Origin of the sequence: Streptomyces sp. NPDC096012 (genome assembly GCF_040426375.1) — a bacterium.
Lineage (GTDB): Bacteria > Actinomycetota > Actinomycetes > Streptomycetales > Streptomycetaceae > Streptomyces.
On record NZ_JBEOTD010000001.1, the window covers coordinates 238,644 to 263,359 of the forward strand.

The following is a 24,716-nucleotide window of genomic DNA, read 5'->3' on the forward strand; positions in this document are numbered from 1 at the left end:
GCCGTGCCCCCGGCCCGGTGCGTGCGGAAGCGGTGGCCCCCGGCCCGCCCGGGTGCGTGCGGAAGCCGTGCCCCCGGCCCGCCCCGGCGCGTGCGGAAGCGGTGACCCCCGGCCCGCCCCGGCGCGTGCGGAAGCCGTGCCCCCGGCCCGCCCCGGCGCGTACGGAAGCCGTGACCCCCGGTCCGCCCCGCCGACGCCCCTACCCCTTGCTGACGGCGGCCAGGATCTCCGGGAGGCGGGCCGCTGTGCGGGGAGCGGCGAGGCGCAGGCCCAGGAAGGTGAGCGTGGCGCCGTAGGCCGCGCCCGCCGGCAGCAGCAGCAGGCGCCACGTGCCGCCGTCCGCGCTCACGTTGGCCCAGACGGCCAGGGCGATGACCGGCGAGCACAGCAGGGCCGCCGCGACCATGCCGCCGAAGATGGAGATCCAGGCGAGCCCGGCCTGCCCGGGCGCCACGTTCTTGTGGCCCTCCTGCGGGACGGAGTACGGGAAGCGGGCGGAGGTCCACGCGCCGGTGGCCAGCATCGCCCCGAGCAGCGCCAGGGACAGCCCCAGTACCTCCGGCAGCCGCGCCCAGGCGCCCAGCAGTGCCGCCGTCAGCACCGTCACGAGGACCGCGTACGGGAGGGTGACCACCAGCAGGGCGAGGGCCCGGCCGCGCAGCTCGGTGTAGGCGTCCCGGGCCGAGGAGATGGTCGTGGCCACCATCCAGAAGGCGGAGGTGTCCTGCCCGAACTGGTTGTACATCTGGATGCCGAGCATCCCGGCGGCGAAGCACGCGAAGTAGACCGAGCCGGTGCCCTGGACGGCGTTGAACACCGGCACGATCAGCCCGATCGCCAGCGAGGTCACCCACGCCGCCTTGGTCTTGGGGTCGCGCCAGACGTAGCGCAGGCTGCGGGCCATGACGGTGCCCGTGCGCCCGTCCGGCAGCAGCCGCCCGATCCCGGCCCGGGTGGCGTGGTGCCGTGTCCCGGCGTCGGGAGCCTGCAGGGTGGAGCCGTCGGGCGCGGTCATCAGCCGGGTCAGGCTCCGCGCCCACAGGGCCGGCAGCAGCACCGCCGCGGCCGCCGAGAGGGCCAGTCGGGCGATCGCGGTGCCGTACGAGCCCTCGCTCGCCGCCCGCACCGCCCCCACCGCCGAGGCCGGTGGCACCCAGGACAGCACGTCCGCGACCGGTTCCAGCCGTCCCAGCCCGGCCGAACCCAGCTGCCGGGCACCGAAGTTGACCACCTGCACCCCGAGCGCGATCACCAGCCCGCTCAGCACGGCCAGATCGCGGCCCTTCCTGCTGGTCAGCAGCCGGACGTTGGCGGCGGCGACGGTCCGCGCCAGCGCCACGCAGATCAGCAGCGCGAGGACGACGGCGGTGACCGCGGCGACGTACCCGGCCGGCCCGTGCGCCAGCGACAGCGCACAGCCGGTGAGGACCAGCAGCGTGAACAGCGGGCCGATGCCGACCAGGGAGGCGGCGAGCAGCGCCCGGACCAGCGGGCGGGGGCGCAGCGGCAGCAGCACCAGCCGGGTCGGGTCCAGCGTCTCGTCGCCGGTCGGGAAGAACAGCGGCAGCACGGCCCAGCCCAGTGCCAGCAGGGCCGTGCCGGTCACGGCCACCACGTCGGCGTGCGCGCTCCCGCGCAGCAGGAGCAGCCCCAGCAGCTGCGCCAGCGCGAACAGGATCGCGACGACCGCCGAGACGGCGAACGCGGCCCGCCGGCCGCCGGACCGGCGCAACCCGTTCCTCAGCAGCGACAGCTTCAGCCGTACGAGGGTGGGGGTCGGGCTCGTCATCGGGCCGCCCTGCCGCCCAGCCAGTCCAGATCGGAACCGGTGTCGCGCCCGCTCGCGCCGACCAGCTCCAGGAACGCGCCGTGCAGCGTGGGGTGCGTGCCGCGCACCTCGGCCAGGGTCCCGGTCGCGCGGATGCGTCCCGCCGCCAGTACCGCGACCCAGTCGCACAGCGACTCGACCAGTTCCATGACGTGGGAGGAGAACACGACGGTGGCGCCGGAGGCGGTGTACCGCTCCAGCACGCCCCGGATGGTCTGTGCGGACACCGGGTCGACGCCCTCGAACGGCTCGTCCAGGAACAGCACTTCGGGGTTGTGCAGGAGGGCGGCGGCCAGCCCGGTCTTCTTGCGCATGCCGGTCGAGTAGTCGACGACGAGCTTGTGCTGGGCGCCGGCCAGGTCGAGTACGTCCAGCAGCTGTGTGGCCCGCTTGTCGACCTCGTCGCCCGGCAGCCCGCGCAGCCGCCCCGTGTAGGCGAGCAGCTCGCGGCCGGACAGCCGCTCGAACAGCCGCAGCCCCTCGGGCAGCACGCCGATCCGCGCCTTGACGGCGACCGGATCCCGCCAGACGTCGTGCCCGACGACCTCCACGGTCCCCTCGTCGGGCCGCAGGAGCCCGGTGACCATGGAGAGGGTGGTGGTCTTCCCGGCCCCGTTGGGGCCGACCAGCCCGATGAACTTCCCGGCGGGCAGCTCCAGATCGATCCCTCCGACAGCAACCTGCTGCCCGAACCGCTTCCAGAGCCCCCGCACGCTTACCGCAGCTTCGGTCATGCCCGAAGGCTACGGGGCGGGCGGCGACCCGAAGGGGCGCGGGATGCCGTGCGGACGTCTCCGGACCGCCACGGACGGCCGGGGGCGGCCACGGACGATCCGCGGCCGCCGGCGCACGGAGACCGCGCGGAGGAGACGCCGCACCGGGACCGCGCGGACGAGACGGCGCGGGCAGACCGCGCGGACGAGACGGCGCGGGCAGACCGCGCGGACGAGACGGCGTACGGCGGCCGGGCGGACCAGACGGCGCACCGGAACCAGGCGGACGGGGCCGTGAACGGCTACCGGTCCCTGCCGCAGGCGTACGCGAGCGGCGAGATCAGTTCCTCCGCGTCCGGCAGCCACCGATTCGCCGGGGTGGGCCGGCAGGCCCACTGCACGGCGCCCCGGGATCCGAACCGGGTCGGCGGAGCGGCCACGTACGCCCCCTCACCCAGGACCACCAGGTCCAGCGACGACAGCGGCCACCCGAGCCTGCGCGCCAGGTCGGGCACCTTCGCGGACGCGCCCGGCAGCACGAAGAACTGCATCCGCCGGTCGGGAGCGAGGGTCACGGGCCCGAGCGTCAGCTCCATCCGCTCCATCCTGGCCAGCGCCAGGAACCCCGCACTCTCCGGGACGGACAAGGCGTCGAAGGTGCGGCCCGTGGGCAGCAGGATCGACGCCGTCGGCTGCTTCTGCCACATCCGGCGGGCGACCGTCGCGCTGCCGGTCGCCTGGGTCGCCCAGTCGGGGCGCGCGGGGTGCGCACCCGGCGCAGGGCAGGAGGCGTCGCCGCACGAGCAGCGCTGCGTCCCGGCGGCGGCTTCCAGCCAGGTGCCCGGGAACACGTCCCAGTGCCGCTCCTCGGCGTAGCGTACGGCGGTCTCCAGCAGCGATTCCCCGCGCTGCTGCGGAATCTGACCGGCAATCTTAGTGTCCTGGGCGCCCGCGATCGTCTCTTCCACGCCCCACTCAACTCCCCGGCTCACCACGGGTTACGGCCATAGCGTGCGCGGGGGAGGGGCATCGATTCCGCAGCCGGGGCGCATGGGTGCACAGGCGGGGGCGCGCAGGAGGAAGCGGGGCGTGGGATGGGTAACCAGCGGTGGGGGTGGCATCAGCCTTTTCCCCGGCAAACCACACATGTCACGCATTGTCGGTATGTCAGGTGGGCAGTGATCTGCCCGACCGGATCTTCCGGCCGGGACTTCACGCTCCAGGGGTTCGCAGGGGGTAGCGCATGGCCGCAAGGCCTCTCGTGGCGAGGCAGCCGAACGAACGGCTGCAGGCACTCATCCAGGAAGCGGGGTGCTCCAACGCCGGGCTGGCCCGGCGGGTCAACATGTGCGGCGCCGAGCACGGCCTCGACCTGCGGTACGACAAGACGTCCGTGGCGCGCTGGCTGCGCGGCCAGCAGCCGCGGGGCCGGGCGCCGGCGATCATCGCCGAGGCGCTCGGACGCAAGCTCGGCCGTACGGTCACGATCGACGAGATCGGCATGGCCAACGGCAAGAACCTCGCCTCGGGGGTCGGACTCCAGTTCTCGCCGACGGTGCTGGGGGCCATCGAGCAGGTCTGCGAGCTGTGGCGCAGCGACGTGGGGCGCCGGGACTTCCTGTCCGGCTCCTCCGTCGCCGCCTCCGCGCTGGTCGAACCCAGCCGCGACTGGCTGATCTCCGCGCCGGACGTCCAGGTGGCCCGGCAGGCGGGCCCACGCGTCGGCCTGTCCGACGTGGCGGCCGTACGGTCCATGACCCAGGCGCTCACCGACCTGGACCACCAGTACGGCAGCGGGCATGTGCGCCCGGTCGTCGTGCACTACCTCAACAGCGTCGTCTCCGGGCTGCTGGCCGGCTCGTACCGGGAGGCGGTGGGCCGTGAACTGTTCGCCGTCGTGGCCCGGTTGACCGAACTGGCCGGGTACATGGCCGTCGACACCGGGCAACCGGGCCTCGCCCAGCGGTACTACATCCAGTCGCTGCGGCTGGCGCACGCCGCCGGGGACCGCGGGTACGGCGGTTACGTGCTCGCCGCCTCCATGAGTCACCTGGCGGCGCAGCTCGGAAACCCCCGGGAGATCGCCCAGTTGGCGCGGGCGGCGCAGGAGGGTGCGCGCGGGCACGTGACCCCGCGCGTGGAGGCGATGTTCCACGCGGCCGAGGCGCGCGGGCACGCCCTGCTCGGCGACGCGCGCTCGGCGCAGGCGTCCGGCGGCCGGGCCGTCACGGCGATGGAGAGGGCGGAGGCGTCCGCCGGAGACGACCCGGTGTGGATCGCCCACTTCGACGAGGCGTACCTGGCCGACGAGTTGGCGCACTGCCACCGCGACCTCGGGCAGGCCGAGCAGGCGGCGCGGTACGCCGAGCAGTCGCTGGCCGGGCATCCCGAGTCCCGGGCCCGCCGGCGCGCCATCGGCTATGTGCTGCTCGCCACGGCCCAGGTGCAGCAGCGCGAGATCGAGCAGGCCTGCAGCACCGGCCTGAAGGCGGTGGAGCTGCTGGAGACACTCCGCTCCGACCGGGGCGCCGAGTACCTGGAGGATCTCCAGCAACGGCTGGAGCCCTTCCGGGACGAGGCGGTGGTCAGGGAGTTCGGGGCGCGCCTCGATCTGCAGCCCGCCGCCTGAACGACGGCCCCGCGGTTCGTGAAGGTGAGGGAAACGGCACCCGGACGTGCGCCGGGTGCCGTGAACAGCGCATCGCGGGACGGTTTTGTTACTGCTGTCACAGGGAAGAAGATCGCGTCCTGAGCTGCGTGGCACCCGGCTCGGGGGACCCGGTAGCGTGAGCCGACGATTCACAAGGTCCCCCATTGGTAGGAGTCCCGGTGACGCAGAGTGGACAGGGCGAGGAGCCCTCGGCGCGGCCCGCGCACGAAGGCATCGTGCTGCCCTCCGACGGAGGCGAGCCCCTGCTGCCCGGCATGACCGGTGCGCCTGCCGCCACGACCCCGGCCGGTGGCCAGGCGTGGGGCGGTTCGTGGGGTCCCGAGCAGCAGAACCAGCAGCCGGACCAGGGCTGGGCCCCGGCGCAGCCCCCGCAGTGGGGCACCCCCGGCGACCCCACCGGGCAGCCCGCGTCCGCCGCCGGCCCCGGTCCGCTGCCGCCGGAGGGCGCCCCCGCGCCGTCGTACGGCGCCCAGCCGCCCGGCTACGGCCCCGGCGGCCAGGATCCGCAGTACGGCGGCGGTGCCTACGGCGGCCCGCAGCCCGGGTACGGCGCCCCCGACCCGTACGGGCAGCAGCCGTCACCCCACCAGCAGCACCAGCAGCCGCAGTACCAGCAGCCGCAGGACGACCGGCAGCAGCACCCGCACCAGCAGTACCAGCAGCAGCACCCGGCGCCGGCCGCGCCGCTGCCGCCCGCGGTGCCGGAGGCGCACCCGGGCGCGGGCGGACCGCTGCCCCCGGCGGCCGACGGAGCGACCCAGTACATCCCGCCGGTGCCCGCGGCCGAGGGTGCCACCCAGTACCTCCCGCCCGTCCAGGCGGCCCCCGCCGACGGCGCGACGCAGTTCCTCCCGCCGGTGCCGGCCGGGTCCGCCGACGGCGCCACCCAGTACATCCCGCCGGTGACGGCCGGCACGCAGCCGCCGGCGGCGGCCGGTGAGCAGACGCGGTACCCGGGTCCCGGGTTCCAGCAGGGGGCGCCCGCGCACCCCGACGCGGAGGCCACGCAGTACATACCGCCCTACGCCGGCCAGGCCCAGGACGGTGACCGGCAGCCGCCGGCCGAGTTCGACAACCTCTTCCGCAGCGGCCCCGGCGGCGGTGACGGCCCGGCCGGGTCCACCCAGCAGCTCCCGCGCGTCCAGCAGCCGGACGCCTACTCCGGCCCGGCGCAGTCGTCGTACGGCCCGCCGCCCACCTCCTACGACCCCCCGCGGGACGACGAGGGGCGGCGCGGGGGCCGGTCGCGGGTGCCGCTGATCGCGGCGATCGGGGCCGGGATCATCGTCATCGGCGTGGGAGCCGGTGCGCTGCTCAGCGGCGGCGGGGCCAAGGACCAGGCCGGCGACGGCCAGACGGTCGCCGCCGAGTCCCCGGCCACCCAGGGCTCCGGCGCGCCCGCCGCCGACCCGGCCCGGCAGCAGGCGGTCGCGCTGGACAGGCTGCTCGCCGACAGCGGCAGCAGCCGTGCCTCGGTGATCCAGGCGGTGGCCGACGTCAAGCGGTGCGACAACCTCGACCAGGCCGCCTCCAGCCTGCGGGGCGCGGCCGGTCAGCGCGGCGACCTGGTCACCCGGCTCGGCAAGCTGACCGTGGACAAGCTGCCGGCCAACGGTCAGCTCACCGACGCCCTGACCAAGGCCTGGCAGGCCTCCGCGGCGGCCGACAACCACTACGCGGCCTGGGCCGGCCAGGTCAAGGGCGGCCACAAGGGCTGCAAGAAGGGCCACGCCCGCACGACCGGCGAGACCCAGGCCGGCAACCGGGAGAGCGGCACGGCCAGTGCCCAGAAGGCGAAGGCGGCGGCGCTGTGGAACGCGATCGCGCGGAAGTACGGGCTGACCCAGCGCCAGCCCACCCAGCTGTGACGGGCTGACGTCCGGGGGCCGGCTGCGCCGGACCGACCCCGCGGAGCGAAGCCGCGACGGGCTCGGGTCGGAGTGCCGGGCCGACCCCCGGCGGAGCGAAGCCGCGACGGGCTCGGGTCGACCTCCGGCGGAGCGACGCCGCAGCGGGCTGCCCCCGGATGGGGGCTTGATCGCGCACTAGGCGGTCGCAACGCCCAGGAAGCGCAGCACCGCCAGGACGCGGCGGTGGTCGGCGTCGGCCTTGGGCAGGTCGAGCTTGGTGAAGATGCTGTTGATGTGCTTGGCGACCGCGCTCTCGCTCACGACCAGCTCGGCGGCGACGCCGGAGTTGGACCGGCCGCCCGCCATCAGCTCCAGCACCTCCCGCTCGCGCGGTGTCAGCCGGTCCAGCGGATCGCTGTGCCGGCGCACCAGCAGCTGCGCGACGACCTGCGGGTCGAGCGCGGTGCCGCCGGCCGCCACCCGGCGTACCGCCTCGGCGAACTCCTCGACGTCGGCGACCCGTTGCTTGAGCAGATAGCCGACGCCCGAGGTGTGGGCGGCGAGCAGATCGGCGGCGTACCGCTCCTCCACGTACTGCGACAGCAGGAGCACGGCGGTACGCGGGTACTGGCGGCGGATCACCAGCGCGGCGCGCACACCCTCGTCGGTGAAGCCGGGCGGCATGCGCACGTCGACCACGGCGATGTCGGGCCGGTGCTCCTCGACGGCCGCCAGCAGCCCTTCCGCGTCGGCGACTTGCGCGCACATCTCGAACCCGGCCGCCTCCAGCACCTTGACCACGCCGATGCGCAGCAAGAGGGAGTCCTCGGCGATCACGGCGCGCACGGCAGCTCCACGGTGACGACGGTCGGGCCCCCGGCGGGGCTGCGGCAGGAGAACGTGCCGTCGACGGACGCGACGCGCTTGGCGAGCCCGGCGAGCCCGGTGCCACCGCCGGCCGCCGCGAGATCCGCGCCGCCCGCGCCGTCGTCCGCGACGACCACCAGCAGTGTCTCCCCGATCCGCTCCACGGTCACGTCCGCCCGGGTCGCCTGGGCGTGTTTGACCACGTTCGTCAGGGCTTCGGAGACCACGAAGTACGCGACGGCCTCGACCGTGGGTGAGGGGCGCTGCGGCAGGTCCACCGCCACGCGCACCGGGATCGGGAGGCGGGCGGCGACCCCGGACAGCGCGGCGTCGAGGCCGCGGTCCTCGAGGACGGCCGGATGCAGGCCGCGCACCAGGTCGTTCAGCTCGGCGATCGCCTCCTTCGCCTCGCGGTGCGCCTCGTCGATCACCCTGCGGGCGTCCTCCGGCAGGTCGCCGAGGGTGGCCCTGGCCAGGCCCAGGTTGACGGCGAGGGAGACGAGGCGCTGCTGCGCGCCGTCGTGCAGGTCGCGCTCGATCCGCCGCCGCTCGGCGTCGGCGGCGTCGAGCACACCGGCCCGGCTCTCGGCGAGGTCGGCGACCCGGCGGGCCAGCTCCTCCGTGCGGCTGGGGCCGAGCAGGACCTCGGCCGCCCGGGTGTCCAGCCGCACCAGAGCGCCGGTCAGCCGGGGCGCGAGGAACAGCAGGGCGAGGCCGCCGGCGGTGATGTACACGCCCTGCGTGGCGTACCCGAGGTCGGTGACCCGCCACTGCGGGGGCAGCGCCCAGATCCACACGTAGAGGGAGGCGGCCACGAGAGCGGCGGCCCAGACGGCGAGGACGGCGAGGTCCAGGACGGCGAGCAGCGGACCCGCCACGGCGTGGTAGCAGACCTGCCGCCACAAGGCCCGCGTGGTCAGCCGGCGTACCGTCGACTTCCAGTTGCGTCCGGGCCCGGGTACGGCGGGCCGCGGGAGGTCCTCGCCGACGAGCGCCCGGTAGCGCCGCCGCTGCCCGGTGGTCAGCAGGGGTGTCACCACGAGCGTGAGCAGCACGGGCAGCGGAATCACGGCCGGCGCCCCCGCTATCGCGGCGGCCAGCCAGAGCCACGTGGGCACCATGGCCAGGTGGAGCGGCAGGCCGGCGGCGACGAGCGCGGTCCGGTGTCCCGCCCTGCGGAGCGGCCGGCCCGGTAACAGCCGCAGCCGCGTCGTGAGTTGCATGCGTCAAACGGTAGGGCCGCAGGCCGTCCCGGTGCCATGACGCTCCCGCCCGCTTCGGGGGTGCACTTTTCTCCACCCCGGGTCGGAACCCTGCGTGACTGACGGTGCCCCTGTGTGCGGCGGAGGGTGGAGCACATGAAGGGGAGAGTCGACGGGGAGCGGGGGAAGACGATGCGTCAACTGGTGTGGGGCACTGGCGAATCGGCCGGTGCCGAGGGCTTCGACCGCGCCGAGGTGATCCCGCTCCGCGAAGAGGCGGAGGAGCCGCGCCCGGCGCGGGGCGTGCGGCGGACCGGACGGCTGCTGGTCGCCTGCGGGCTCGCCCTGGTGCCGTGGCTGTACGTGCTCGCCACCAGCCTGCCCGCCACCGCGACCGCGGCGCACTGGCCGGTCGCCTGGGTCGGGCTCGACGCGCTGGAGGCGCTCGGCCTGATCGCCACCGGCCTCCTCGCCGCCCGCGGCGACCGGCGGCACGCCCTGGCAGCCGCCGCGACCGCGGCGCTGCTTGTGGTGGACGCCTGGTTCGACACCACGACCGCGGCCCCGGGCGGCGACTTCGCCACCGCGGTCGCCATGGCGCTCGGCGCCGAGCTGCCGCTCGCCGCGCTGTGCGGCCGGCTGGCGCTGCGGGCGCTGAGCCGACACGCGTGACGCCGACCGCCCAGCCACGCCCCCCGGGTCACTGCACGTCCGCGTTCACCAGGGTCTCGGTCATGTCGGCGATCCCGTTGCTGCCGCCGATGCCCTTGCGCGCCGCGACCAGCTTGCCGTCCCGCACGACCTGCAGCGTCACGTCCGCGTTGACCAGGCGGGAGAAGCCGACGGCGGCGAGCTTGCTCTCGTAGGGCCAGTGCAGGGTCGGGGTGAGGCCGCCGGTGGAGACGCGCAGGCCGTCGTCGAGGGTGTGGCGCACGGTGTCGGAGCTCACCTCGCCGCCGCCGATCCTGTCCAGCACGGCCTTGAGCACGGTGTAGGCGATCCAGGTGGTCTGCACTCCGGCGTCCGCGGGGTCGATGCGGTTGTCGCCGAAGGCCTCCTCGTTGATCACCTTCTTCATCAGGTCCCACCGCGCGTCCGACGCCGGCGGGTACCAGCCGGTGATGTACGCCCCCTCGTACGGCCCGGACGCCCCGCCCGTCGCGTTGATCACCGTCTGGTCGACGCTGCCGATCACGGTCGCCGTGCGCACCTCGGCGAAGTCGGCCCGGGACCGGCGGAAGGAGTCCATGAAGGTGTCGGTGCGGTCCCCGAGCGCGGGCACCACGCAGCCCTTCCTCGCCAGGTCCCTGGTCGCGTACTCCAGCGCCTGCTGGGCCTGGCCGCCGTACTCGGTGGCGTCCTCCTCGGCCAGCTGGTCGCCGGCGTCCGCGTGGCCGCCGGCCTTGAGCCCGGAGTCGAGCATCGCGGGCAGCTCGTCACCCGCGATGCTGTCGGGACGCACCAGGGCCACGTTGCCGCAGGTGGCCGCGAGGGCCTTGCCCAGGCCGGCCAGGAGGGCGGGCTGGCCGCCGTTGACCGGGTAGGACATCGAGCCGGTGAACTCGTCGTTGGTGACGCCGTAGCCGCCTATGTACGGGATGCCGGCGCCTTCGAGCGGGGCGAGGTAGGAGTCGCCGAACTGGCTGTAGGAGCCGACGACGGCGACCACGTTCTCGTCGGCCGCGCGCCGCGCGCACTTCGCCGCGCCCACGCTGTCGTTGTGGTCGTTGCAGGTCAGGACCTCGAGGTTGCGGCCGTTGATGCCGCCGTTGGCATTGATCCACTTCGCGTAGGCGAGGGCCATCGCGGGCATGCCGGGCTTGTTCGTGGCGTCGGTGTCCTGCGGCGCCCAGGTCATCACCTTGACCGCGTCGTCCCCGGAGCCCCCCGTGGCACCGGGGACGACCCCGCATCCTGCGGTGAGCGAGGCACACAGGGCGGTGGCGCCCAGGGACAGGGCGATGGCTCTGCCGGGGCGGGTGGAGGAGAGGAGGAAAGTACTGCGGGTACGTCGCCTGCCGGTCATGGACACGCACGATTCCCTCACACCGCTAACCAGGGAGTGACCAGGGGGCAACGAAAGGTGACATCAGAGTGAATTGGAGGGGGCGGTGAGGCGGGTGTGACCGGGAACGTACGATCGATGACCGTGCAAGGTTCGGAGAACTCTTCCCGTCGCGGCCGTCGCTCCCCCACCATGGGCGGCATGCCCTTGAACGACATGCCTTGGTGGCGCTGGCGCAGCAACGTGCGCTCGGCGCTGCACATGCTCTCCGACCCGGCCTTCCAGCAGGACGTCTGGCTGGCCGGCGTGGACGGGTTCGGCGACGTCACCGACGCCGTGTACCGGCTGGTCGAGGACACCTGGCTGGACAACTGGTCGGCGGAGAAGTACGTCGGCACGATATTCCGGGACTCCCAGGAGGCGGCGCTCGTCGACACCGCCGTGCTGCGGGTGCTGCGGATCATGCACCAGGTGGGCCCGGACGCGCCCGTCGCCGCGTACCTGGACCACCAGGCGTGGCCGGAGGCGGTGCGGGCGGCACGGGACGCGCACGTACGCCTCGCGGCGAGCGACGGCGACGACGCGGACGCGGCGCCGAAGAGCCTGGAAGTGCTGCGGATCCTGACGCGGACCGCGTAGCCGGGCGGGCTCCTTCGCCCCGGGGCGCCCGGCGGCGGGGCCGGGGCCGCCCGTCCCGTCCTGCGGGACGGGCGCCCGCCGTGGTCGCCCGACGTGAGAACCTGTAGCGCATGAACGAGCAGTCCGCGGCCGCCGCCCCGGCCGACCAGTACGTCCTCACGCTCTCCTGCCCGGACAAAAAGGGCATCGTGCACGCCGTGTCCAGCTATCTGTTCATGACCGGCTGCAACATCGAGGACAGTCAGCAGTTCGGCGACCACGACACGGGTCTGTTCTTCATGCGCGTCCACTTCTCGGCCGAGGCGCCGGTGACCGTGGAGAAGCTGCGGGCGAGCTTCGCCGCGATCGGCGACTCGTTCCACATGGACTGGCAGATCAACCGGGCCGACGAGAAGATGCGCATCCTGCTCATGGTCAGCAAGTTCGGGCACTGCCTGAACGACCTGCTGTTCCGGGCCCGGATCGGCGCGTTGCCGGTGGAGATCGTGGGCGTGGTCTCGAACCACACCGACTTCGAAGAGCTGGTGGGCTCTTACAACATCCCCTTCCACCACATCGCGGTGACCAAGGACACGAAGTCGCAGGGTGAGGCCAGGCTGCTGGAGATCGTCCGCGAGGAGAACGTGGAACTGGTCGTCCTCGCCCGCTACATGCAGGTCCTCTCGGACGACCTGTGCAAGCAGCTCAGCGGCCGGATCATCAACATCCACCACTCCTTCCTGCCGAGCTTCAAGGGCGCGAAGCCGTACCACCAGGCGCACGCGCGCGGTGTGAAGCTGATCGGTGCCACGGCGCACTACGTCACCGCGGACCTCGACGAGGGGCCGATCATCGAGCAGGAGGTCGAGCGGGTCGGTCACGACGTGGGCCCTGACCAGCTCGTCGCCGTCGGCCGTGACGTGGAGTGCCAGGCGCTGGCGCGCGCGGTGAAGTGGCACGCGGAGCGGCGCATCCTGCTCAACGGGCGGCGCACGGTGGTGTTCGCCTAGCGACCGCGGGGGGCTTGTGCGGTCCGTGGTGTTCGCCTAGCGACCCGGGGGGCTTGTGCGGTCCGTGGTGTTCGCCCAGCGACCCGGGGGGCTTGTGCCGTCCGTGGGGTGCGGGTCCGTCCCGACTGACCGGGGGCTGCGGGTCCGTCCCGACTGATCGCGCGGTTCCCCGCGCCCCTTTCGGGCCGGTGCTCCGGTCCCGCCTCAAGGGGCGCGCGGACGGCCCCACCGGCCCTCGGCCGCCGACGGAGCCGCTCCCTACATGCGGCTCAATCCCGCCGCCGCGAACAGCACGTCCCTGATCGCCTCCCGGTCGCCGACCTGCCCGGCCGCCGCTTCCTCCGGAGGCACGTGGCCCGCCGCCAGCCGGCAGAACTCCACGCCGTCCAGCGCGACATGGGCCACCTCGAAGTCCGCCGAGCCCACCGCCGCCGGTGAGTCCAGCGGGATCAGCCATTCGCCGCCCGCCGCGCCCTCGATCTCCAGCCGCAGACTGCGCCCGGGCGCACCCGCGGTGACCAGGTGCGGGGTCGCACCGGGCGCGGAGAGGCCGGCCCGGCGCCGCTCGGCGAGCGCGACCGGCAGCATGCGGGCCGCGAGGTCGATCATCCGGTTCAGGTGGCGCGGGGCGGGCGGCGCGTACGGGTAGTCCACCGCCTCCGCGATGTCCTCGGCGTGCACCCAGCACTCGAAGGCGCGGTCCAGCATCGCGTCGTGCAGCGGCAGCTCGAAGTCGCCGTACGACACCGCGAGTCCGCCCGAGCGGCCGCCCGTGAACGACACTGTCCGCACCAGGCCGTGGCTCTGCTCCCGCCAGGGCGCCCGCACCGAGCGGGTGGGCGGGAAGTGGGAGGCCCGCCAGAAGGCCTCGGTGCGCGCGGCCGGGCCGGCCCGGCCCCGGCGCCGCCCCGGTGACCTCGGCCAGCGGGTCCTCCAGGCCGAGCGCGGCCGCGATCAGCCCGTCCACCGACAGCAGATGCGCGATCACGCCGGCGACGGTCGTACGACGGCTCGCCGGGGTGTCGGCCTCGAACCAGCGCAGCCGCACCGGCGCATGCCACTCCGCGTCCCCGAAGTCCTGCAGCAGGGCGTCCAGGCGGGCGGTCTCGGCGTCGTACGGCGCCGCCCATCCGGGCACGGGGATGTGCGGCGGCCGGCGGTCCAGGCAGCCGGCCAGGACGCGGGTGCGCAGGCCCGGGTCCAGGTCGAGGCTCTCCGGCTGGTGCAGCAGTCCGACCGCCTCGCGCAGCCGGCGGGCCTCGTCGGCGCAGCTTCCGCAGGCGCCCAGGTGCTCCTCGACGGCGGCCGTCTCGTCCGCCGAGCAGGCGGCCAGCGCCCAGGCGCCGAGGAGCGATTTCAGGACATCGTGCGACAGGTCGAGCACCACGGGCCGGAGGTCCTCCAGGTCGGCGAGGTCGGGCAGCGGAAGTCCACTGTCCTCGACGGAGGCGCGGGGCGGCGGTATGCGCGGGGCCCCGGACGGGCCGGATCCGCCGGGTCCGCGCGGCCCGTCACCCGATCCGGCGACCTCGGCGTCTCCGTGGCCGCGATGCTCCGGCGCGTCGTCGCCGTGGCCGCGGTCGCCCGGCGCGCTCGCCCCGGCGCCCTCGTCCCGCTCGCCGTACTCCTCGAACCGTCCCGGTCCGCTCACACCGCACCCCCGTATCCCGGAGGTGTCCCGGCGTCGTGGGCGGTGGAGAGCAGTTGCAGGCCGAGGCGGAGCCGGCGGCGGGCCTCGTCCTCGGTGACGCCGAGGTCGCCGGCGGTCTGGCGGTAGTCGCGCCGCTGGAAATAGGCCAGTTCCAGCGCGGCCCGCAGCGGGGCGGGCATGGAGTGGACGATGAAGTCGGCGCGGGCGGCGACGGAGGCGCGGCGCACCGTGCGCTCCAGCTCCTCCGTGGCGCCGCTCTGCCGGGGGAGCGCGGCGGTCTCGCTGTCGCGCAGCCGCTGCACGGCGATCCGGTGGGTCACGGCGGCGACCCAGGACCGCAGGGGGCCCTGCCTGGGGTCGTAGGTCTCCGGGTGCTCCCAGACGTGCGCGAAGACCTCGCGGGTGACGGTGTCGGCGGCCTTCTCGTCGCCCAGGACGCGGTGGGCGAGGCTGTGCACGAGCGAGGCGAAGCGGTCGTACAGCTCCCCGAGGGCGGCCGCCTCACCGCGGGCCAGCCGCTGCTGCATCTTGCGGTCCCAGCGGGGCGGCGCGTCCGTCCTGGCCATATGGTCCCCTCCCCTCACCCGTGTCCCGGCGTCCAGCCTGTCCGTGCTGTCCCCTCGAATGTAGTCGGCACGTGTGACAGTGCACGCCCCTTTGTGTCAATGTGCGCCCCCCGAAGCACCGCAGGTGATAGTGCCCTCTTCACATAACCTCCACGCCCGGCGCACGCTTCCCTGATCGAACAGGATCGATAGTGACCGAAACAAGTCCCTTGTCGATCGGTCGCCGTTTGTTGCTCAACGTTTCAGGGAACGGCCGCTGGGCAGCCGCGCGAAAAGAAGCGTAGGAACTGCTTCCGTTTCCGGGCGGTTCCGGCAGTTCGGCGACCGGAGGGGCATGGCCGTGGCATTCAACGTGACCGGCGACGAACAGGGCGAGTGGGCCGTGCTCCGGGTGTGCGGGGAGCTGGACCTGATGACCTCGCCGGTGCTGCGGCAACGGGTGCACGACGTCGTCGCCGAGGGCCACCACAGCCTCGTCATGGACCTCTCCGACGTCTTCTTCTGCGATTCCAGCGGGGTCGGCGTCCTCATCGCGGCCCGCCGGCTGATCCGTTCCTGCCAGGGCCGGCTGCGGCTCATCCTGCCCGACCGGGGTGCCGAGGACGGCTCGCACGTCAACCGGGTCCTCGGTGCGCTCGGCGTCCGCCGCCTCTTCGACGTCCACCCCGACCTGGACTCCGCGACCACGGAGGAGGCCGGCCCGCTCTCCGCCTGAGCGTCGCACACGTCGTCGCGACAAAGCCACGCCACGGTCGCGGAATTCCCCCGGTCCCGGTACAACCGCCGCATTCGTGCCGACCGACGGCCCTCGGCGTCGTACGCTCCCAGCCAGACGGACCCACGCACAGGTAAGGCGGTCGAAACAGACAATGGTCAGCACCGAGTACGAGCGCCGGATCGCCGCCCGGTTCGCCACCTTCGACCAGGACGGCAACGGCTACATCGACCGCGGGGACTTCGTCGCTGCGGCCAAGGCCCTGCTCGCCGAGTTCACCGTGACCGCCCGCTCCGGCGAGGGGCAGGCGCTGTACGCCGGCGCCGAGGCCTTCTGGCAGGGCATGGCCGGCATCGCGGACCGGGACGGCGACCAGCGCATCACCCGCGAGGAGTTCGTCACCGGCGCGGTCAAGCGGCTGCGCGACAACCCCGACCGGTTCGCCGAGATCGCCCGCCCCTTCCTGCACGCGGCCCTGGCCGTGGCGGACACGGACGGGGACGGCCGGCTCACCGTCACCGACACCGCGCGCGTGCTCCGGGTCCTGCGGGTGCCGGAGCAACTGGCCGGGACGATCGCCGCCGCCCTGGACGCCGACGGCGACGGCAGGATCGGCGAAGCGGACATCGTGCCCGCGTTCGCCCGCTACTTCACCGTTCCCGAGTAGCGCTCCCGCAGCCGGTACTTGAGCACCTTGCGCAGGGTGTCGTTGCGGGGCAGCGCCGCCACCACCTCCAGGCGCTCGGGCAGCTTGTGCACCGACAGGCCCGCCGAGCGGAGGTGGGAGACGAGGTCCGGCAAGGTCAGCTCGGCCGCTCCGGGCGGCTGTTCCACCACCGCGCAGACCAGTTCCCCGCGTTCGGGGTCCGGCAGGCCGATCACCGCGACGTCCCCGACCGCCGGATGCGTGGCGAGCAGGTCCTCGATCTCCCTGGCGGAGATGTTCTCCCCCTTGCGGATGATCACGTCCTTCAGCCGCCCGGTGAGGACCAGATGGCCGGACCGCGTCAGCCGTCCCAGGTCGCCGGTGCGCAGGAAGCCGTCCGGGTCGAAGGCCGCCGCCGTCTGAGCGGGGTCGAGGTAGCCCTGGCAGACGGCCTCGCCGCGCAGCCGCACCTCGCCGTCCACGATCCGGATCTCCATGCCCCGCGGCGGGCGGCCCTCGGTGGTGGCGAGGTTCTCGGCGGTGTCGTGCGGGTCGCCCATGGTGATCATCGGGGCCTCGGTCATGCCGTACCCGTGGGTGAGCTGGACGCCCATCTCGCGGACCACCGAGTGGTACAGCGCCGGCGGCTTGGGGGCGCCGCCGCCCGCCAGGAGCCGCAGGGAGGGGACCACCCTCCCGCCCGGCCGCTTGCGCTGCTCGGCCAGGAACATGGAGTAGAAGGCCGTGGAGCCGCCGGCCACCGTCACCCCGTGCCGCCGGTACTCCGCCAGCGCCCGGGCCATCGCGAAGTGCTCGAACATCACCGCGGGGAAGCCGTACAGCAGGAGCATCACCATGTAGTCGGGGCCGGCTATGTGGGCGTAGGGGAAGGCCATCGAGCCGACGTCGGCCGGGGTCAGGCGCAGCGCGTGGGCGAGGCAGGAGCCGCCCGCGATCAGGGAACGGTCGGTGTGCAGCACGCCCTTGGGGTCGGAGGTGGTGCCCGAGGTCCAGTAGATCCAGCGGACCGCGGTGCCCTCGGCGGGCGGGGCGGGCAGCACGGACGGGTCGCCGTCGGGCAGGCGGTCGTACGCCTCGAAGACCCCCTTGGCGCCCAGGCGCCGGGCCATCGCCGTGTGGTCGTGGCCCCGCCACGCCCCCGGGCTCGCGAAGAACTCCGCGCGCGACCGCCGGAGCGCGAAGCCGACCTCCCGGTCCCGGTAGAAGGGGATGACCGGGGACTGCACGGCGCCGAGGCGGGCCAGCGCGAAGGACAGCACGGCCGTCTCGATACGGGTGGGCAGCTGCCAGGCGACCACGGGGCCGGGGCGCACGCCCATGCCGTACAGGCCGGCGGCGACCCGTTCGGCGCGCTCGCGCAGGGCGCCGAAGGTGAGCGTCCGGTCCCCCTGGAGGAGCACCGGGCGCCCGGGGGTGAGCCGGGCGCGCCGGTCGACCAGCTCCCACAGGGTGCGGCAGGCGCTCAGGGCGTGTGCGGTCGTGTCGTTCACTTCGGCCCCCTGCTTCAGCTGACGGTTCGTCAGATAATGGGCCGAGCGTAGGACCGTGCGCCTTGTCGGTCCAGGGGGGCGCCGCTAGCCTGGCGGCCACGACAGGATCTGACGGTCCATCAGATGAGTAGGTGGGTCCCATGGCCGAACTGCCCCGCATCGTCAGCGTCGACGACCACGTGATCGAGCCCGCCCACCTCTTCGAGACCTGGCTGCCGGCCAAGTACCGGGACCGGGGTCCGCAGCCGCTGACCGCGGGCATCGGGGAGCTGGCCTACGTCGGCGGGAAGTACCAGATCACCATGGACCCGCAGGGGCAGCCGACGGACTGGTGGATCTACGAGGACCTGAAGTTCCCGTACAAGCGGAACATCGCCGCCGTCGGCTTCGACCGGGACGAGATGACCCTGGAGGGGATCACCCGCGAGCAGATGCGGCGCGGCTGCTGGGACCCGAAGGCACGCCTGGCCGACATGGACCTCAACCACGTCGAGGCCAGCCTCTGCTTCCCGACCTTCCCGCGCTTCTGCGGCCAGACCTTCGCCGAGGCGCACGACAAGGAGGTCGCCCTGGCCTGCGTGCGCGCCTACAACGACTGGATGGTGGAGGAGTGGTGCGGGGACAGCGGGGGACGGCTGATCCCGCTGTGCCTGGTCCCGCTGTGGGACGCGGAGCTGGCCGTCGCCGAGATCCGGCGCAACGCCGCGCGCGGGGTGCGGGCCGTCACCTTCTCCGAGATCCCCACCCACCTCGGGCTGCCGTCGATCCACTCCGGCTACTGGGACCCCTTCTTCGCCGCCTGCCAGGAGACCGGGACGGTCGTCAACATGCACATCGGCAGCAGCTCCCAGATGCCGGCCGCGTCCCCCGACGCGCCGCCCGCCGTGCAGGCCTCGCTCAGTTTCAACAACGCCATGGCCTCGATGATGGACTACCTCTTCAGCGGGGTCCTGGTGAAGTTCCCCCGCCTCCGGCTCGCCTACTCCGAGGGCCAGATGGGCTGGGTGCCGTACGCCCTGGAACGCGCCGACGACGTGTGGCAGGAGCACCGGGCCTGGGGCGGGGTGCGCGATCTCGTGCCCGAGCCGCCGTCGACCTACTACTACCGGCAGATCTTCTGCTGTTTCTTCCGGGACAAGCACGGGGTCGCCTCGATCGACGCCGTCGGCCGGGACAACGCCACCTTCGAGACCGACTACCCGCACGTCGACTCGACCTTCCCGCACACCAAGGAGGTCGCCCTCGACCATGTGAAGGGCCTGGACGACGAGACGGTCTACAAGCTCATGCGGGGCAACGCCATCCGCATGCTCGGCCTGGACCTCGACCGGCCGGCCTCCTGATGGACCTGTCCTGCTCGCCGCGGGAGGAGGAGTTCCGGGCCCGGCTGCGCGAGTGGCTGGGCAAGGTGCTGCCCACCCTGCCGGCCAGGCCGTCGCCCGACGACTGGCCGGGCCGCCGCGCCTACGACCTCGGCTGGCAGCGCATGCTGTACGACGCCGGTTACGCCGACGTCCACTGGGACGCCTCCCCGACCACCCGGCTGATCTTCCTGGAGGAGACGGAGAGGGCCGGCGCTCCCTACGTGGGGGCCGGCTTCGTCGGACTGCTGCACGCGGGGCCGACCATCGCCGCCGAGGGCACCCCCGGCCAGCGGGCGCGCTGGCTGCCGCCGATCCTGCGCGGCGAGGAGGTCTGGTGCCAGGGGTTCAGCGAACCCGGCGCCGGCTCGGACCTCGCCTCGCTGCGCACGCGCGCCCGGCGCGACGGCGACCACTACGTGGTGAGCGGATCCAAGATCTGGACCTCGCACGCCGAGATCGCCGACTGGTGCGAACTGCTGGTCCGCACCGATCCGGACGCGCCCCGGCACCGGGGCATCAGCTGGCTCGCCCTGCCGATGCACGCCGACGGCGTCACCGTGCGGCCGCTGCGCACGCTCGCCGGCTCGGCCGAGTTCGCCGAGGTGTTCCTCGACGAGGTGCGGGTGCCGGTGGCGAACCGCCTCGGCGCGGAGAACGACGGCTGGCGCGTGACCATGGTGACGCTCTCCTTCGAGCGCGGCACCGCCTTCGTCGGCGAGGTCGTCGCCTGCCGCCGCACCCTCGCGCAGCTCGCCCGTACGGCCCGGGCGAACGGCCGCTGGGACGATTCCGCGCTGCGCCGCCGGCTCGGCCGGCTCGACGCCGAGTTCCGGGCGCTGTGGCGGCTGATCCAGTGGAACGTCAGCGAGGCGGAGGCGAACGGCGGGGTGCCGGGCGCCGGCGGCTCGGTGTTCAAGCTGCGCTACTCGCACGCCCGCCAGGAGCTGTACGACGCCGCCGCCGAGGTCCTCGGCCCGGACTGCCTGGACCTGGAACACCCCTGGGTCCTGGACCGGCTGTCCGCCCTGTCGTACACCATCGCCGCCGGCACCTCGCAGATCCAGCGCAACATCGTGGCCGAGCGGATCCTCGGCCTGCCGAAGGGGAGATGAGCGTGCGCTTCCAACTCACCGACGACCAGCTCGCCTTGCGGGCGGGCGTACGCGAGCTGCTGGGGCGGTGCTTCGGGCGGGAGGCGCTGCGGGCCGCCGTCGGGGCCCCGGGCCGGATCGACCGGACGCTGTGGCGGACGCTCGGGGAGGCGGGGTTCTTCGCCCTGCGGCTGCCGGAGGCCGACGGCGGGGTCGGCCTGGGGACGGCCGAGGCGGTGCTGGCCTTCGAGGAGGCGGGACGGGCCCTGCTGCCGGGGCCGCTCGTGGCCACGCATCTGGCGGCCGGCTCGGTGCCCGGCGCGGCCACCGGGGAGAGTGTCGTGGCGGCCGTGGACGGCGCCCTGGTGGAGTGGCTGGACGCCGCCGACGTCGTCCGCGGGGAGGCCGGCGGCGCCGTGCCGGTGCGGTCGGTGGATCCGCTCACCCCCCTGCACCGGGTGCCCGGCACCGGTGCCGCGGATCCGGTGGCCGACCTGCTCGGCGCGGCCGAGCAGCTGGGTACGACCACCCGGGTGTGCGAGCTGGCCGTGCAACACGCCCGGGCCCGCGAGCAGTTCGGGCAGCCGATCGGGGCCTTCCAGGCGGTCAAACACCTGTGCGCCGACCTGCTGGTGCGGGCCGAGACGGCACGCGCCGCCGTCTACGCCGCGGCCGTGACGGCCGACCCCGCCGACATCGCCGCCGCCCGGCTGCTCGCCGACGAGGCCGCGGTGCGCGGCGCCCGCGACTGCCTCCAGGTGCACGGCGGCATGGGCTTCACCTGGGAGGCGGACGTGCACCTGCACCTGAAGCGGGCCTGGGTGCGGTCCCAGCGCGGCCGGCCGGGAGCGTGGCGTGAGGAACTCCTCGCCGCGCGACTGGCGGACTGACCGGCCGGCTCGGACCCCCGGCCGCCCCACCGGGAAAGCCATGGCCCTGGATGTCACGGATCGTGGCGCGACGGAATCACGGAGCGTCGATACCGGGTTGTGTCCTTCGCGTGACTCGTCACGGCCTGGAGTCGGGTGCCCGCTCCGGTACCTTGTGTGGGATGCGAGTGGCTGCGAGCACGGGCCGTGCCGGTGGCGCCCCCAGGGGTGGCGCCGGTCCGCGCGGTGCGCTCCGCAGTTCGCGGGGCGGTGAGGGCCTTGCCCCCCGCCTGTTCGACTCCCCGGCACGAGCGTCGCACAGTATGCCGCACGCGTACTCCTTCGCGCTGGAATATGCCCGAAGCGCTTGTTGGGGTGACTGTACGTCAACCATGCTGTCGCGTAAGGGAATCACGTTCCGTGACCCTTGCTCTGGCTGTTGTTCTGGCCATGCAGAAAATGGCTACGATCGTGGCCCTCGCCGTGCTGATCGTCCCGGCTCGCGCCGTGGCGTCCGGGCGGCGTCGGGGTCATGTGTCCGCCGGTTCGGATGGTGTGAGCGGTGCAGGTGCTTCAAGTGCAGCTGGAGATCCGGCCCGACCCCGCAGAGGTGGGGCGGGCCAGGAGATGGGCCCGTTCGCGGCTCGCCGGGTCGGGGATAGCGGCCGACGAGCCGCTCGCCGAGAACCTGATCCTGCTCGTCTCCGAGCTGGTCACCAACGCCGTGGTGCACACCGGGCGGCCGGCCGTGCTGCGGCTCTCCCTGCCGGGCCAGGTGACCGGGACCGCCCCGTCGGTCACCGTGCGCGTGGAGGTGACCGACGCCTCCTCCCGTGCCCCCGTGCCGCGGTGCGCCGCCGGTGACGCCACCGGCGGCCGGGGACTGGCCCTGGTGGACTGCCTGGCGGACCGCTGGGGGTGGAGCCCCGAGGGCGCAGGCAAGAGCATCTGGTGCGAACTGGACCGCTGTTCACAGGCCGAGCAGAGCGCGGCGATGGCGTACGGGGGCGGACTGTCCGCGTACGAGGGCCTCGCGTTCGAGGCCGTGTAGCGGGCCGGTGCGCGGGTGCGCCGGGGGTGCATCCGTGCGCGGGTGCCGTGAACCGGGCGCAGCCGGCGAATCCCCGCTGCGGCGTTGACGAGCCGCGCCGGCCTGATCACTCTGGTGGCGTCGATTCGCCGCGAGGGGACGACGAGGGCTCGTGACGGCGGTCCTCGTCGAGTGTGGGTCGCACCGGTCGGCGGCGCGTGCGCACCGCGGTGGGGGGAGACGCGCCACCGGCCGGACCAGTCCCGGGGAACCCCGCGGCGCCCGGCACCGTACCGGCGGGTCCCGCGGCCTCAGAGACCCGCCGCTTCAGAGAATCGCCACCGGCGCCACCGGAGACCCCGTCGCGCCGACGAACGGCTCGGGCATCGCCGACAGCAGGAACGCGTACCGCCGCTCTTGTCCACAGGCTGTGGACAACTCTTCGAGATTCCAGTTCTGGCCCTGCGGCATCCCCATCTCGACCAGGTCCAGGGCGTGCACGGGCAGCCACAGGTCCGCTATCTCCGGCGGGAAGATCTCGAAGGTGAGCGTGTCGTTGGCGACCGCGGCCACGTCGCGGGCGTGGAACCACTCCGGGCAGCGCACCGAGAGGCCCGGCGACGGATAGCCGTACCCGTGCTTGTCCCCGGCGAGGTACACCTGCACCTGCCCGGTGCGCACGAGCACGATGTCGCCGGAGCGGACCCGGACGCCGCCGAACTCCTCCGCCGCCTCCAGGTCCTCCGGCGTCACCGCGTGGCCGCCCGGCAGCCGGTCTTCGCCCCGGGCGCACGCCACGTCCAGCAGCACCCCGCGCGAGACGATGTGCCGGGCCTTGTCGATCCCGCCGAACTCGGCACCGCCGTGCGCGGTGACCGTGTGCGCCGGCCGGCCGTTGTAGAGCTTCCCCGAGTGCGAGACGTGGGTGAGCGCGTCCCAGTGGGTGCCCGCCTGGAGCCCCATGGTCACCGCGTCGTCGCTGCAGGCCACCGTGCCCGAGCCGAAGAGCTCCTGGTTGATCTGCACCATCGCGTGCAGGGGATTGACCCGCCCCGGGATCATCCCGGTCTGCACCCCGTCCTGGTGCAGCGGCAGCGCGAGCGGGACGCGGCGGCCGGTGCGGACCTCGGCGGCCGCCCGGCGCACCACCTGCGCGGTGACGAGGTTCAGCGTGCCGATCTCGTCGTCGGCGCCCCAGCGCCCCCAGTTGTTCACGCGTCCCGCGATCTCGTGGAACTCCTTGGGCAGTGCCATCCGGTTCCTCCCCGGGGCTTGTGTCCGCGCGTCCGACGCGCCATAAAATCTAACGGACCGTCAGAAAACGCGGGAAGGGGCCGGACGTGGGGAACCTCTTGGCAGACAAGGTGGTCGCCGTGACCGGCGCCGGACGCGGCATCGGACGGGCCGTCGCGCTCGCCGCCTCCGCCGCCGGCGCGAAGGTCGTCGTCAACGACTACGGCGTCTCCACCGACGGCACCGCACCGGCGAGCGAGGTCGCCGAGGCGGTCGTCAAGGAGATCGAGGCGGCCGCCGGCGAGGCCGTCGCGGTCGCCGACGACGTCTCCACGATGGCCGGCGGCCAGCGGGTCGTGGACACGGCCGTGTCCTCGTACGGCCGCCTGGACGGGGCCGTGTGCGTGGCCGGCATCCTGCGCGAGCGCATGCTGTTCAACATGACCGAGGAGGAGTGGGACCCGGTCGTCGCCACCCACCTCAAGGGCACGTTCACCGTCTTCCGGGCCGCCTCCGCGGTGATGCGCGCGCAGCGCTCGGGCACGCTCCTCGGCTTCACCAGCGGCAACCACCAGGGCTCGGTCTCCCAGGCCAACTACAGCGCGGCGAAGGGCGGGATCATCTCGCTGGTGCGCAGCGCCGCGCTGGGCCTGCACAAGTACGGGGTGACCGCGAACGCGGTGGCACCGGTGGCGCGTACGCGGATGTCGGCGAACGTGCCGACCGAGCTGACGGAGATCGGCGAGCCGGAGGACGTCGCCGCGCTGGTGGTGTACCTGCTGTCCGACCGGGCGAGGGAGCAGCGGATCACCGGGCAGGTCTACACGGTCGCCGGGCCGAAGATCGCGGTGTGGGCCCAGCCGCGTGAGCTGCGTGCGGCGTTCGCCCCCGGCGGGTGGACGCCGGAGACCATCGCCGAGGCGCTGCCCGGTTCGGTGGGGGTGGATCCGATGCCGATGCTGGCGCGGCTGACCGAGATGGAGGAGGCGGCGCGCAGCGGGTCCCGGCCGAACGCCACATAGGGGCGCGCGATCCGGCCCGCTGGCCGCCGGGTCCCGGCCGGACCCCACCCGGCCCGGGGGCGCGACGGTCCGTGGCCGTGGGTCCCGGGCGGTCGCCGAGACGGTCCGTGGCTGTGCGTCCCGGGCGGTCGCCGAGACGGTCCGTGGCCGTGGGTCCGGGGCGGTCGCCGAGACGGTCCGTGGCTGTGCGTCCCGGGCGGTCGCCGAGACGGTCCGTGGCCGTGGGTCCGGGGCGGTCGCCGAGACGGTCCGTG

At 73.9% G+C, this 24,716-nt stretch carries 21 protein-coding genes and 1 pseudogene; 12 read left to right on the top strand and 10 right to left on the bottom strand.

The window, feature by feature from the left end; translation table 11 throughout:
• Nucleotides 1–199: 199 nt before the first annotated feature.
• From ABVB68_RS01155 to ABVB68_RS01165, 3 genes are all read right to left on the bottom strand, one after another.
• Complete coding sequence (locus tag ABVB68_RS01155) at nt 200–1,789, bottom strand: transporter (RefSeq protein ID WP_353598903.1); 1,590 nt, start codon at nt 1,787–1,789, stop codon at nt 200–202.
• A complete protein-coding gene (locus ABVB68_RS01160) occupies nt 1,786–2,562 on the bottom strand; it encodes an ABC transporter ATP-binding protein (protein ID WP_353598904.1) in 777 nt (258 codons plus the stop codon). The genes ABVB68_RS01155 and ABVB68_RS01160 overlap by 4 nt, the downstream gene beginning before the upstream one ends.
• Before the next feature lie 281 nt (nt 2,563–2,843).
• On the bottom strand, nt 2,844–3,509 hold the full coding sequence (locus ABVB68_RS01165; RefSeq protein WP_353598905.1) for a bifunctional DNA primase/polymerase: 666 nt from the start codon (nt 3,507–3,509) through the stop codon (nt 2,844–2,846).
• Nucleotides 3,510–3,784: 275 nt separating this feature from the next.
• Here ABVB68_RS01165 and ABVB68_RS01170 point away from each other — a divergent pair, with 275 nt between their 5' ends.
• Nucleotides 3,785–5,170: an NsdA family TPR-like regulatory protein gene (locus ABVB68_RS01170; protein ID WP_353598906.1), complete on the top strand. Its 1,386-nt coding sequence runs from the start codon at nt 3,785–3,787 to the stop codon at nt 5,168–5,170.
• 200 nt (nt 5,171–5,370) lie between these two features.
• A complete protein-coding gene (locus ABVB68_RS01175; protein ID WP_353598907.1) occupies nt 5,371–7,080 on the top strand; it encodes a hypothetical protein in 1,710 nt (569 codons plus the stop codon).
• A 177-nt stretch (nt 7,081–7,257) separates the two neighbouring features.
• Here ABVB68_RS01175 and ABVB68_RS01180 read toward each other — a convergent pair whose 3' ends face one another.
• Nucleotides 7,258–7,908, bottom strand: coding sequence for a response regulator transcription factor (locus ABVB68_RS01180; RefSeq protein ID WP_353598908.1), 651 nt, complete (start codon nt 7,906–7,908; stop codon nt 7,258–7,260).
• Entirely contained in the window at nt 7,896–9,152 is a 1,257-nt protein-coding gene (locus tag ABVB68_RS01185) for a sensor histidine kinase (protein ID WP_353598909.1), read from the bottom strand. Before ABVB68_RS01185 ends, ABVB68_RS01180 begins: the two co-directional genes overlap by 13 nt.
• A gap of 135 nt (nt 9,153–9,287) precedes the next feature.
• Between ABVB68_RS01185 and ABVB68_RS01190 the strand changes: the two genes are divergently transcribed.
• The gene (locus tag ABVB68_RS01190) at nt 9,288–9,803 is read left to right on the top strand and encodes a hypothetical protein (protein ID WP_353598910.1); all 516 of its coding nucleotides are present in this window, start codon (nt 9,288–9,290) and stop codon (nt 9,801–9,803) included.
• 28 nt (nt 9,804–9,831) lie between these two features.
• Here the strand turns inward: ABVB68_RS01190 and ABVB68_RS01195 are convergent, their stop codons facing one another.
• Nucleotides 9,832–11,157 (bottom strand): ABC transporter substrate-binding protein, encoded by a 1,326-nt coding sequence (locus tag ABVB68_RS01195; protein ID WP_353598911.1) that lies wholly within the window; start codon nt 11,155–11,157, stop codon nt 9,832–9,834.
• Nucleotides 11,158–11,274: 117 nt separating this feature from the next.
• Here ABVB68_RS01195 and ABVB68_RS01200 point away from each other — a divergent pair, with 117 nt between their 5' ends.
• Both ABVB68_RS01200 and purU read left to right on the top strand, forming a co-directional pair.
• The gene (locus ABVB68_RS01200; protein WP_353598912.1) at nt 11,275–11,775 is read left to right on the top strand and encodes an SCO4402 family protein; all 501 of its coding nucleotides are present in this window, start codon (nt 11,275–11,277) and stop codon (nt 11,773–11,775) included.
• 110 nt (nt 11,776–11,885) lie between these two features.
• Nucleotides 11,886–12,764, top strand: a complete 879-nt coding sequence (purU, locus tag ABVB68_RS01205) for a formyltetrahydrofolate deformylase (RefSeq protein WP_353598913.1) — start codon at nt 11,886–11,888, stop codon at nt 12,762–12,764.
• Nucleotides 12,765–13,022: 258 nt separating this feature from the next.
• On the opposite strand, the pseudogene ABVB68_RS01210 reads toward purU, so the two are convergent.
• A pseudogene (locus ABVB68_RS01210) lies at nt 13,023–14,415 on the bottom strand (zf-HC2 domain-containing protein).
• Nucleotides 14,412–14,981, bottom strand: a complete 570-nt coding sequence (locus ABVB68_RS01215; RefSeq protein WP_353598914.1) for a sigma-70 family RNA polymerase sigma factor — start codon at nt 14,979–14,981, stop codon at nt 14,412–14,414. The pseudogene ABVB68_RS01210 and the gene ABVB68_RS01215 overlap by 4 nt, the downstream one beginning before the upstream one ends.
• A gap of 334 nt (nt 14,982–15,315) precedes the next feature.
• Here ABVB68_RS01215 and ABVB68_RS01220 point away from each other — a divergent pair, with 334 nt between their 5' ends.
• Together ABVB68_RS01220 and ABVB68_RS01225 are read left to right on the top strand one after the other, a co-directional pair.
• Nucleotides 15,316–15,696: an STAS domain-containing protein gene (locus tag ABVB68_RS01220; RefSeq protein ID WP_353598915.1), complete on the top strand. Its 381-nt coding sequence runs from the start codon at nt 15,316–15,318 to the stop codon at nt 15,694–15,696.
• Nucleotides 15,697–15,850: 154 nt separating this feature from the next.
• Nucleotides 15,851–16,363, top strand: a complete 513-nt coding sequence (locus ABVB68_RS01225) for an EF-hand domain-containing protein (RefSeq protein WP_353598916.1) — start codon at nt 15,851–15,853, stop codon at nt 16,361–16,363.
• Here ABVB68_RS01225 and ABVB68_RS01230 read toward each other — a convergent pair.
• On the bottom strand, nt 16,342–17,853 hold the full coding sequence (locus ABVB68_RS01230; RefSeq protein WP_353598917.1) for a class I adenylate-forming enzyme family protein: 1,512 nt from the start codon (nt 17,851–17,853) through the stop codon (nt 16,342–16,344). The two genes, ABVB68_RS01225 and ABVB68_RS01230, sit on opposite strands and share 22 nt — an antisense overlap.
• A 140-nt stretch (nt 17,854–17,993) precedes the next feature.
• Between ABVB68_RS01230 and ABVB68_RS01235 the strand changes: the two genes are divergently transcribed.
• From ABVB68_RS01235 to ABVB68_RS01250, 4 genes are all read left to right on the top strand, one after another.
• Nucleotides 17,994–19,196 (top strand): amidohydrolase family protein, encoded by a 1,203-nt coding sequence (locus ABVB68_RS01235; protein ID WP_353598918.1) that lies wholly within the window; start codon nt 17,994–17,996, stop codon nt 19,194–19,196.
• Nucleotides 19,196–20,329: an acyl-CoA dehydrogenase family protein gene (locus ABVB68_RS01240; protein ID WP_353598919.1), complete on the top strand. Its 1,134-nt coding sequence runs from the start codon at nt 19,196–19,198 to the stop codon at nt 20,327–20,329. Before ABVB68_RS01235 ends, ABVB68_RS01240 begins: the two co-directional genes overlap by 1 nt.
• Nucleotides 20,330–20,331: 2 nt before the next feature.
• Nucleotides 20,332–21,198: an acyl-CoA dehydrogenase family protein gene (locus ABVB68_RS01245; RefSeq protein ID WP_353599141.1), complete on the top strand. Its 867-nt coding sequence runs from the start codon at nt 20,332–20,334 to the stop codon at nt 21,196–21,198.
• A gap of 556 nt (nt 21,199–21,754) precedes the next feature.
• The gene (locus ABVB68_RS01250) at nt 21,755–22,228 is read left to right on the top strand and encodes an ATP-binding protein (RefSeq protein WP_353599142.1); all 474 of its coding nucleotides are present in this window, start codon (nt 21,755–21,757) and stop codon (nt 22,226–22,228) included.
• A 306-nt stretch (nt 22,229–22,534) separates the two neighbouring features.
• On the opposite strand, the gene ABVB68_RS01255 is transcribed toward ABVB68_RS01250, so the two are convergent.
• Complete coding sequence (locus ABVB68_RS01255) at nt 22,535–23,461, bottom strand: cyclase family protein (RefSeq protein ID WP_353598920.1); 927 nt, start codon at nt 23,459–23,461, stop codon at nt 22,535–22,537.
• Between the two features lie 86 nt (nt 23,462–23,547).
• Here ABVB68_RS01255 and ABVB68_RS01260 point away from each other — a divergent pair, with 86 nt between their 5' ends.
• Complete coding sequence (locus tag ABVB68_RS01260; RefSeq protein ID WP_353598921.1) at nt 23,548–24,462, top strand: SDR family oxidoreductase; 915 nt, start codon at nt 23,548–23,550, stop codon at nt 24,460–24,462.
• The last annotated feature ends 254 nt before the right edge of the window (nt 24,463–24,716 follow it).

What these genes read in the sequence shown, in the direction of transcription:
- ABVB68_RS01215 (WP_353598914.1), bottom strand. Translation starts at nt 14,981, where the DNA reads ATGGCCAGGACGGACGCGCCGCCCCGCTGGGACCGCAAGATGCAGCAG.
- ABVB68_RS01220 (WP_353598915.1), top strand. Translation starts at nt 15,316, where the DNA reads ATGGCCGTGGCATTCAACGTGACCGGCGACGAACAGGGCGAGTGGGCC.
- ABVB68_RS01240 (WP_353598919.1), top strand. Translation starts at nt 19,196, where the DNA reads ATGGACCTGTCCTGCTCGCCGCGGGAGGAGGAGTTCCGGGCCCGGCTG.
- ABVB68_RS01235 (WP_353598918.1), top strand. Translation starts at nt 17,994, where the DNA reads ATGGCCGAACTGCCCCGCATCGTCAGCGTCGACGACCACGTGATCGAG.
- ABVB68_RS01225 (WP_353598916.1), top strand. Translation starts at nt 15,851, where the DNA reads ATGGTCAGCACCGAGTACGAGCGCCGGATCGCCGCCCGGTTCGCCACC.
- ABVB68_RS01155 (WP_353598903.1), bottom strand. Translation starts at nt 1,789, where the DNA reads ATGACGAGCCCGACCCCCACCCTCGTACGGCTGAAGCTGTCGCTGCTG.
- ABVB68_RS01185 (WP_353598909.1), bottom strand. Translation starts at nt 9,152, where the DNA reads ATGCAACTCACGACGCGGCTGCGGCTGTTACCGGGCCGGCCGCTCCGC.
- ABVB68_RS01190 (WP_353598910.1), top strand. Translation starts at nt 9,288, where the DNA reads ATGAAGGGGAGAGTCGACGGGGAGCGGGGGAAGACGATGCGTCAACTG.
- ABVB68_RS01170 (WP_353598906.1), top strand. Translation starts at nt 3,785, where the DNA reads ATGGCCGCAAGGCCTCTCGTGGCGAGGCAGCCGAACGAACGGCTGCAG.
- ABVB68_RS01195 (WP_353598911.1), bottom strand. Translation starts at nt 11,157, where the DNA reads ATGACCGGCAGGCGACGTACCCGCAGTACTTTCCTCCTCTCCTCCACC.
- ABVB68_RS01255 (WP_353598920.1), bottom strand. Translation starts at nt 23,461, where the DNA reads ATGGCACTGCCCAAGGAGTTCCACGAGATCGCGGGACGCGTGAACAAC.
- ABVB68_RS01200 (WP_353598912.1), top strand. Translation starts at nt 11,275, where the DNA reads ATGACCGTGCAAGGTTCGGAGAACTCTTCCCGTCGCGGCCGTCGCTCC.
- purU (WP_353598913.1), top strand. Translation starts at nt 11,886, where the DNA reads ATGAACGAGCAGTCCGCGGCCGCCGCCCCGGCCGACCAGTACGTCCTC.
- ABVB68_RS01160 (WP_353598904.1), bottom strand. Translation starts at nt 2,562, where the DNA reads ATGACCGAAGCTGCGGTAAGCGTGCGGGGGCTCTGGAAGCGGTTCGGG.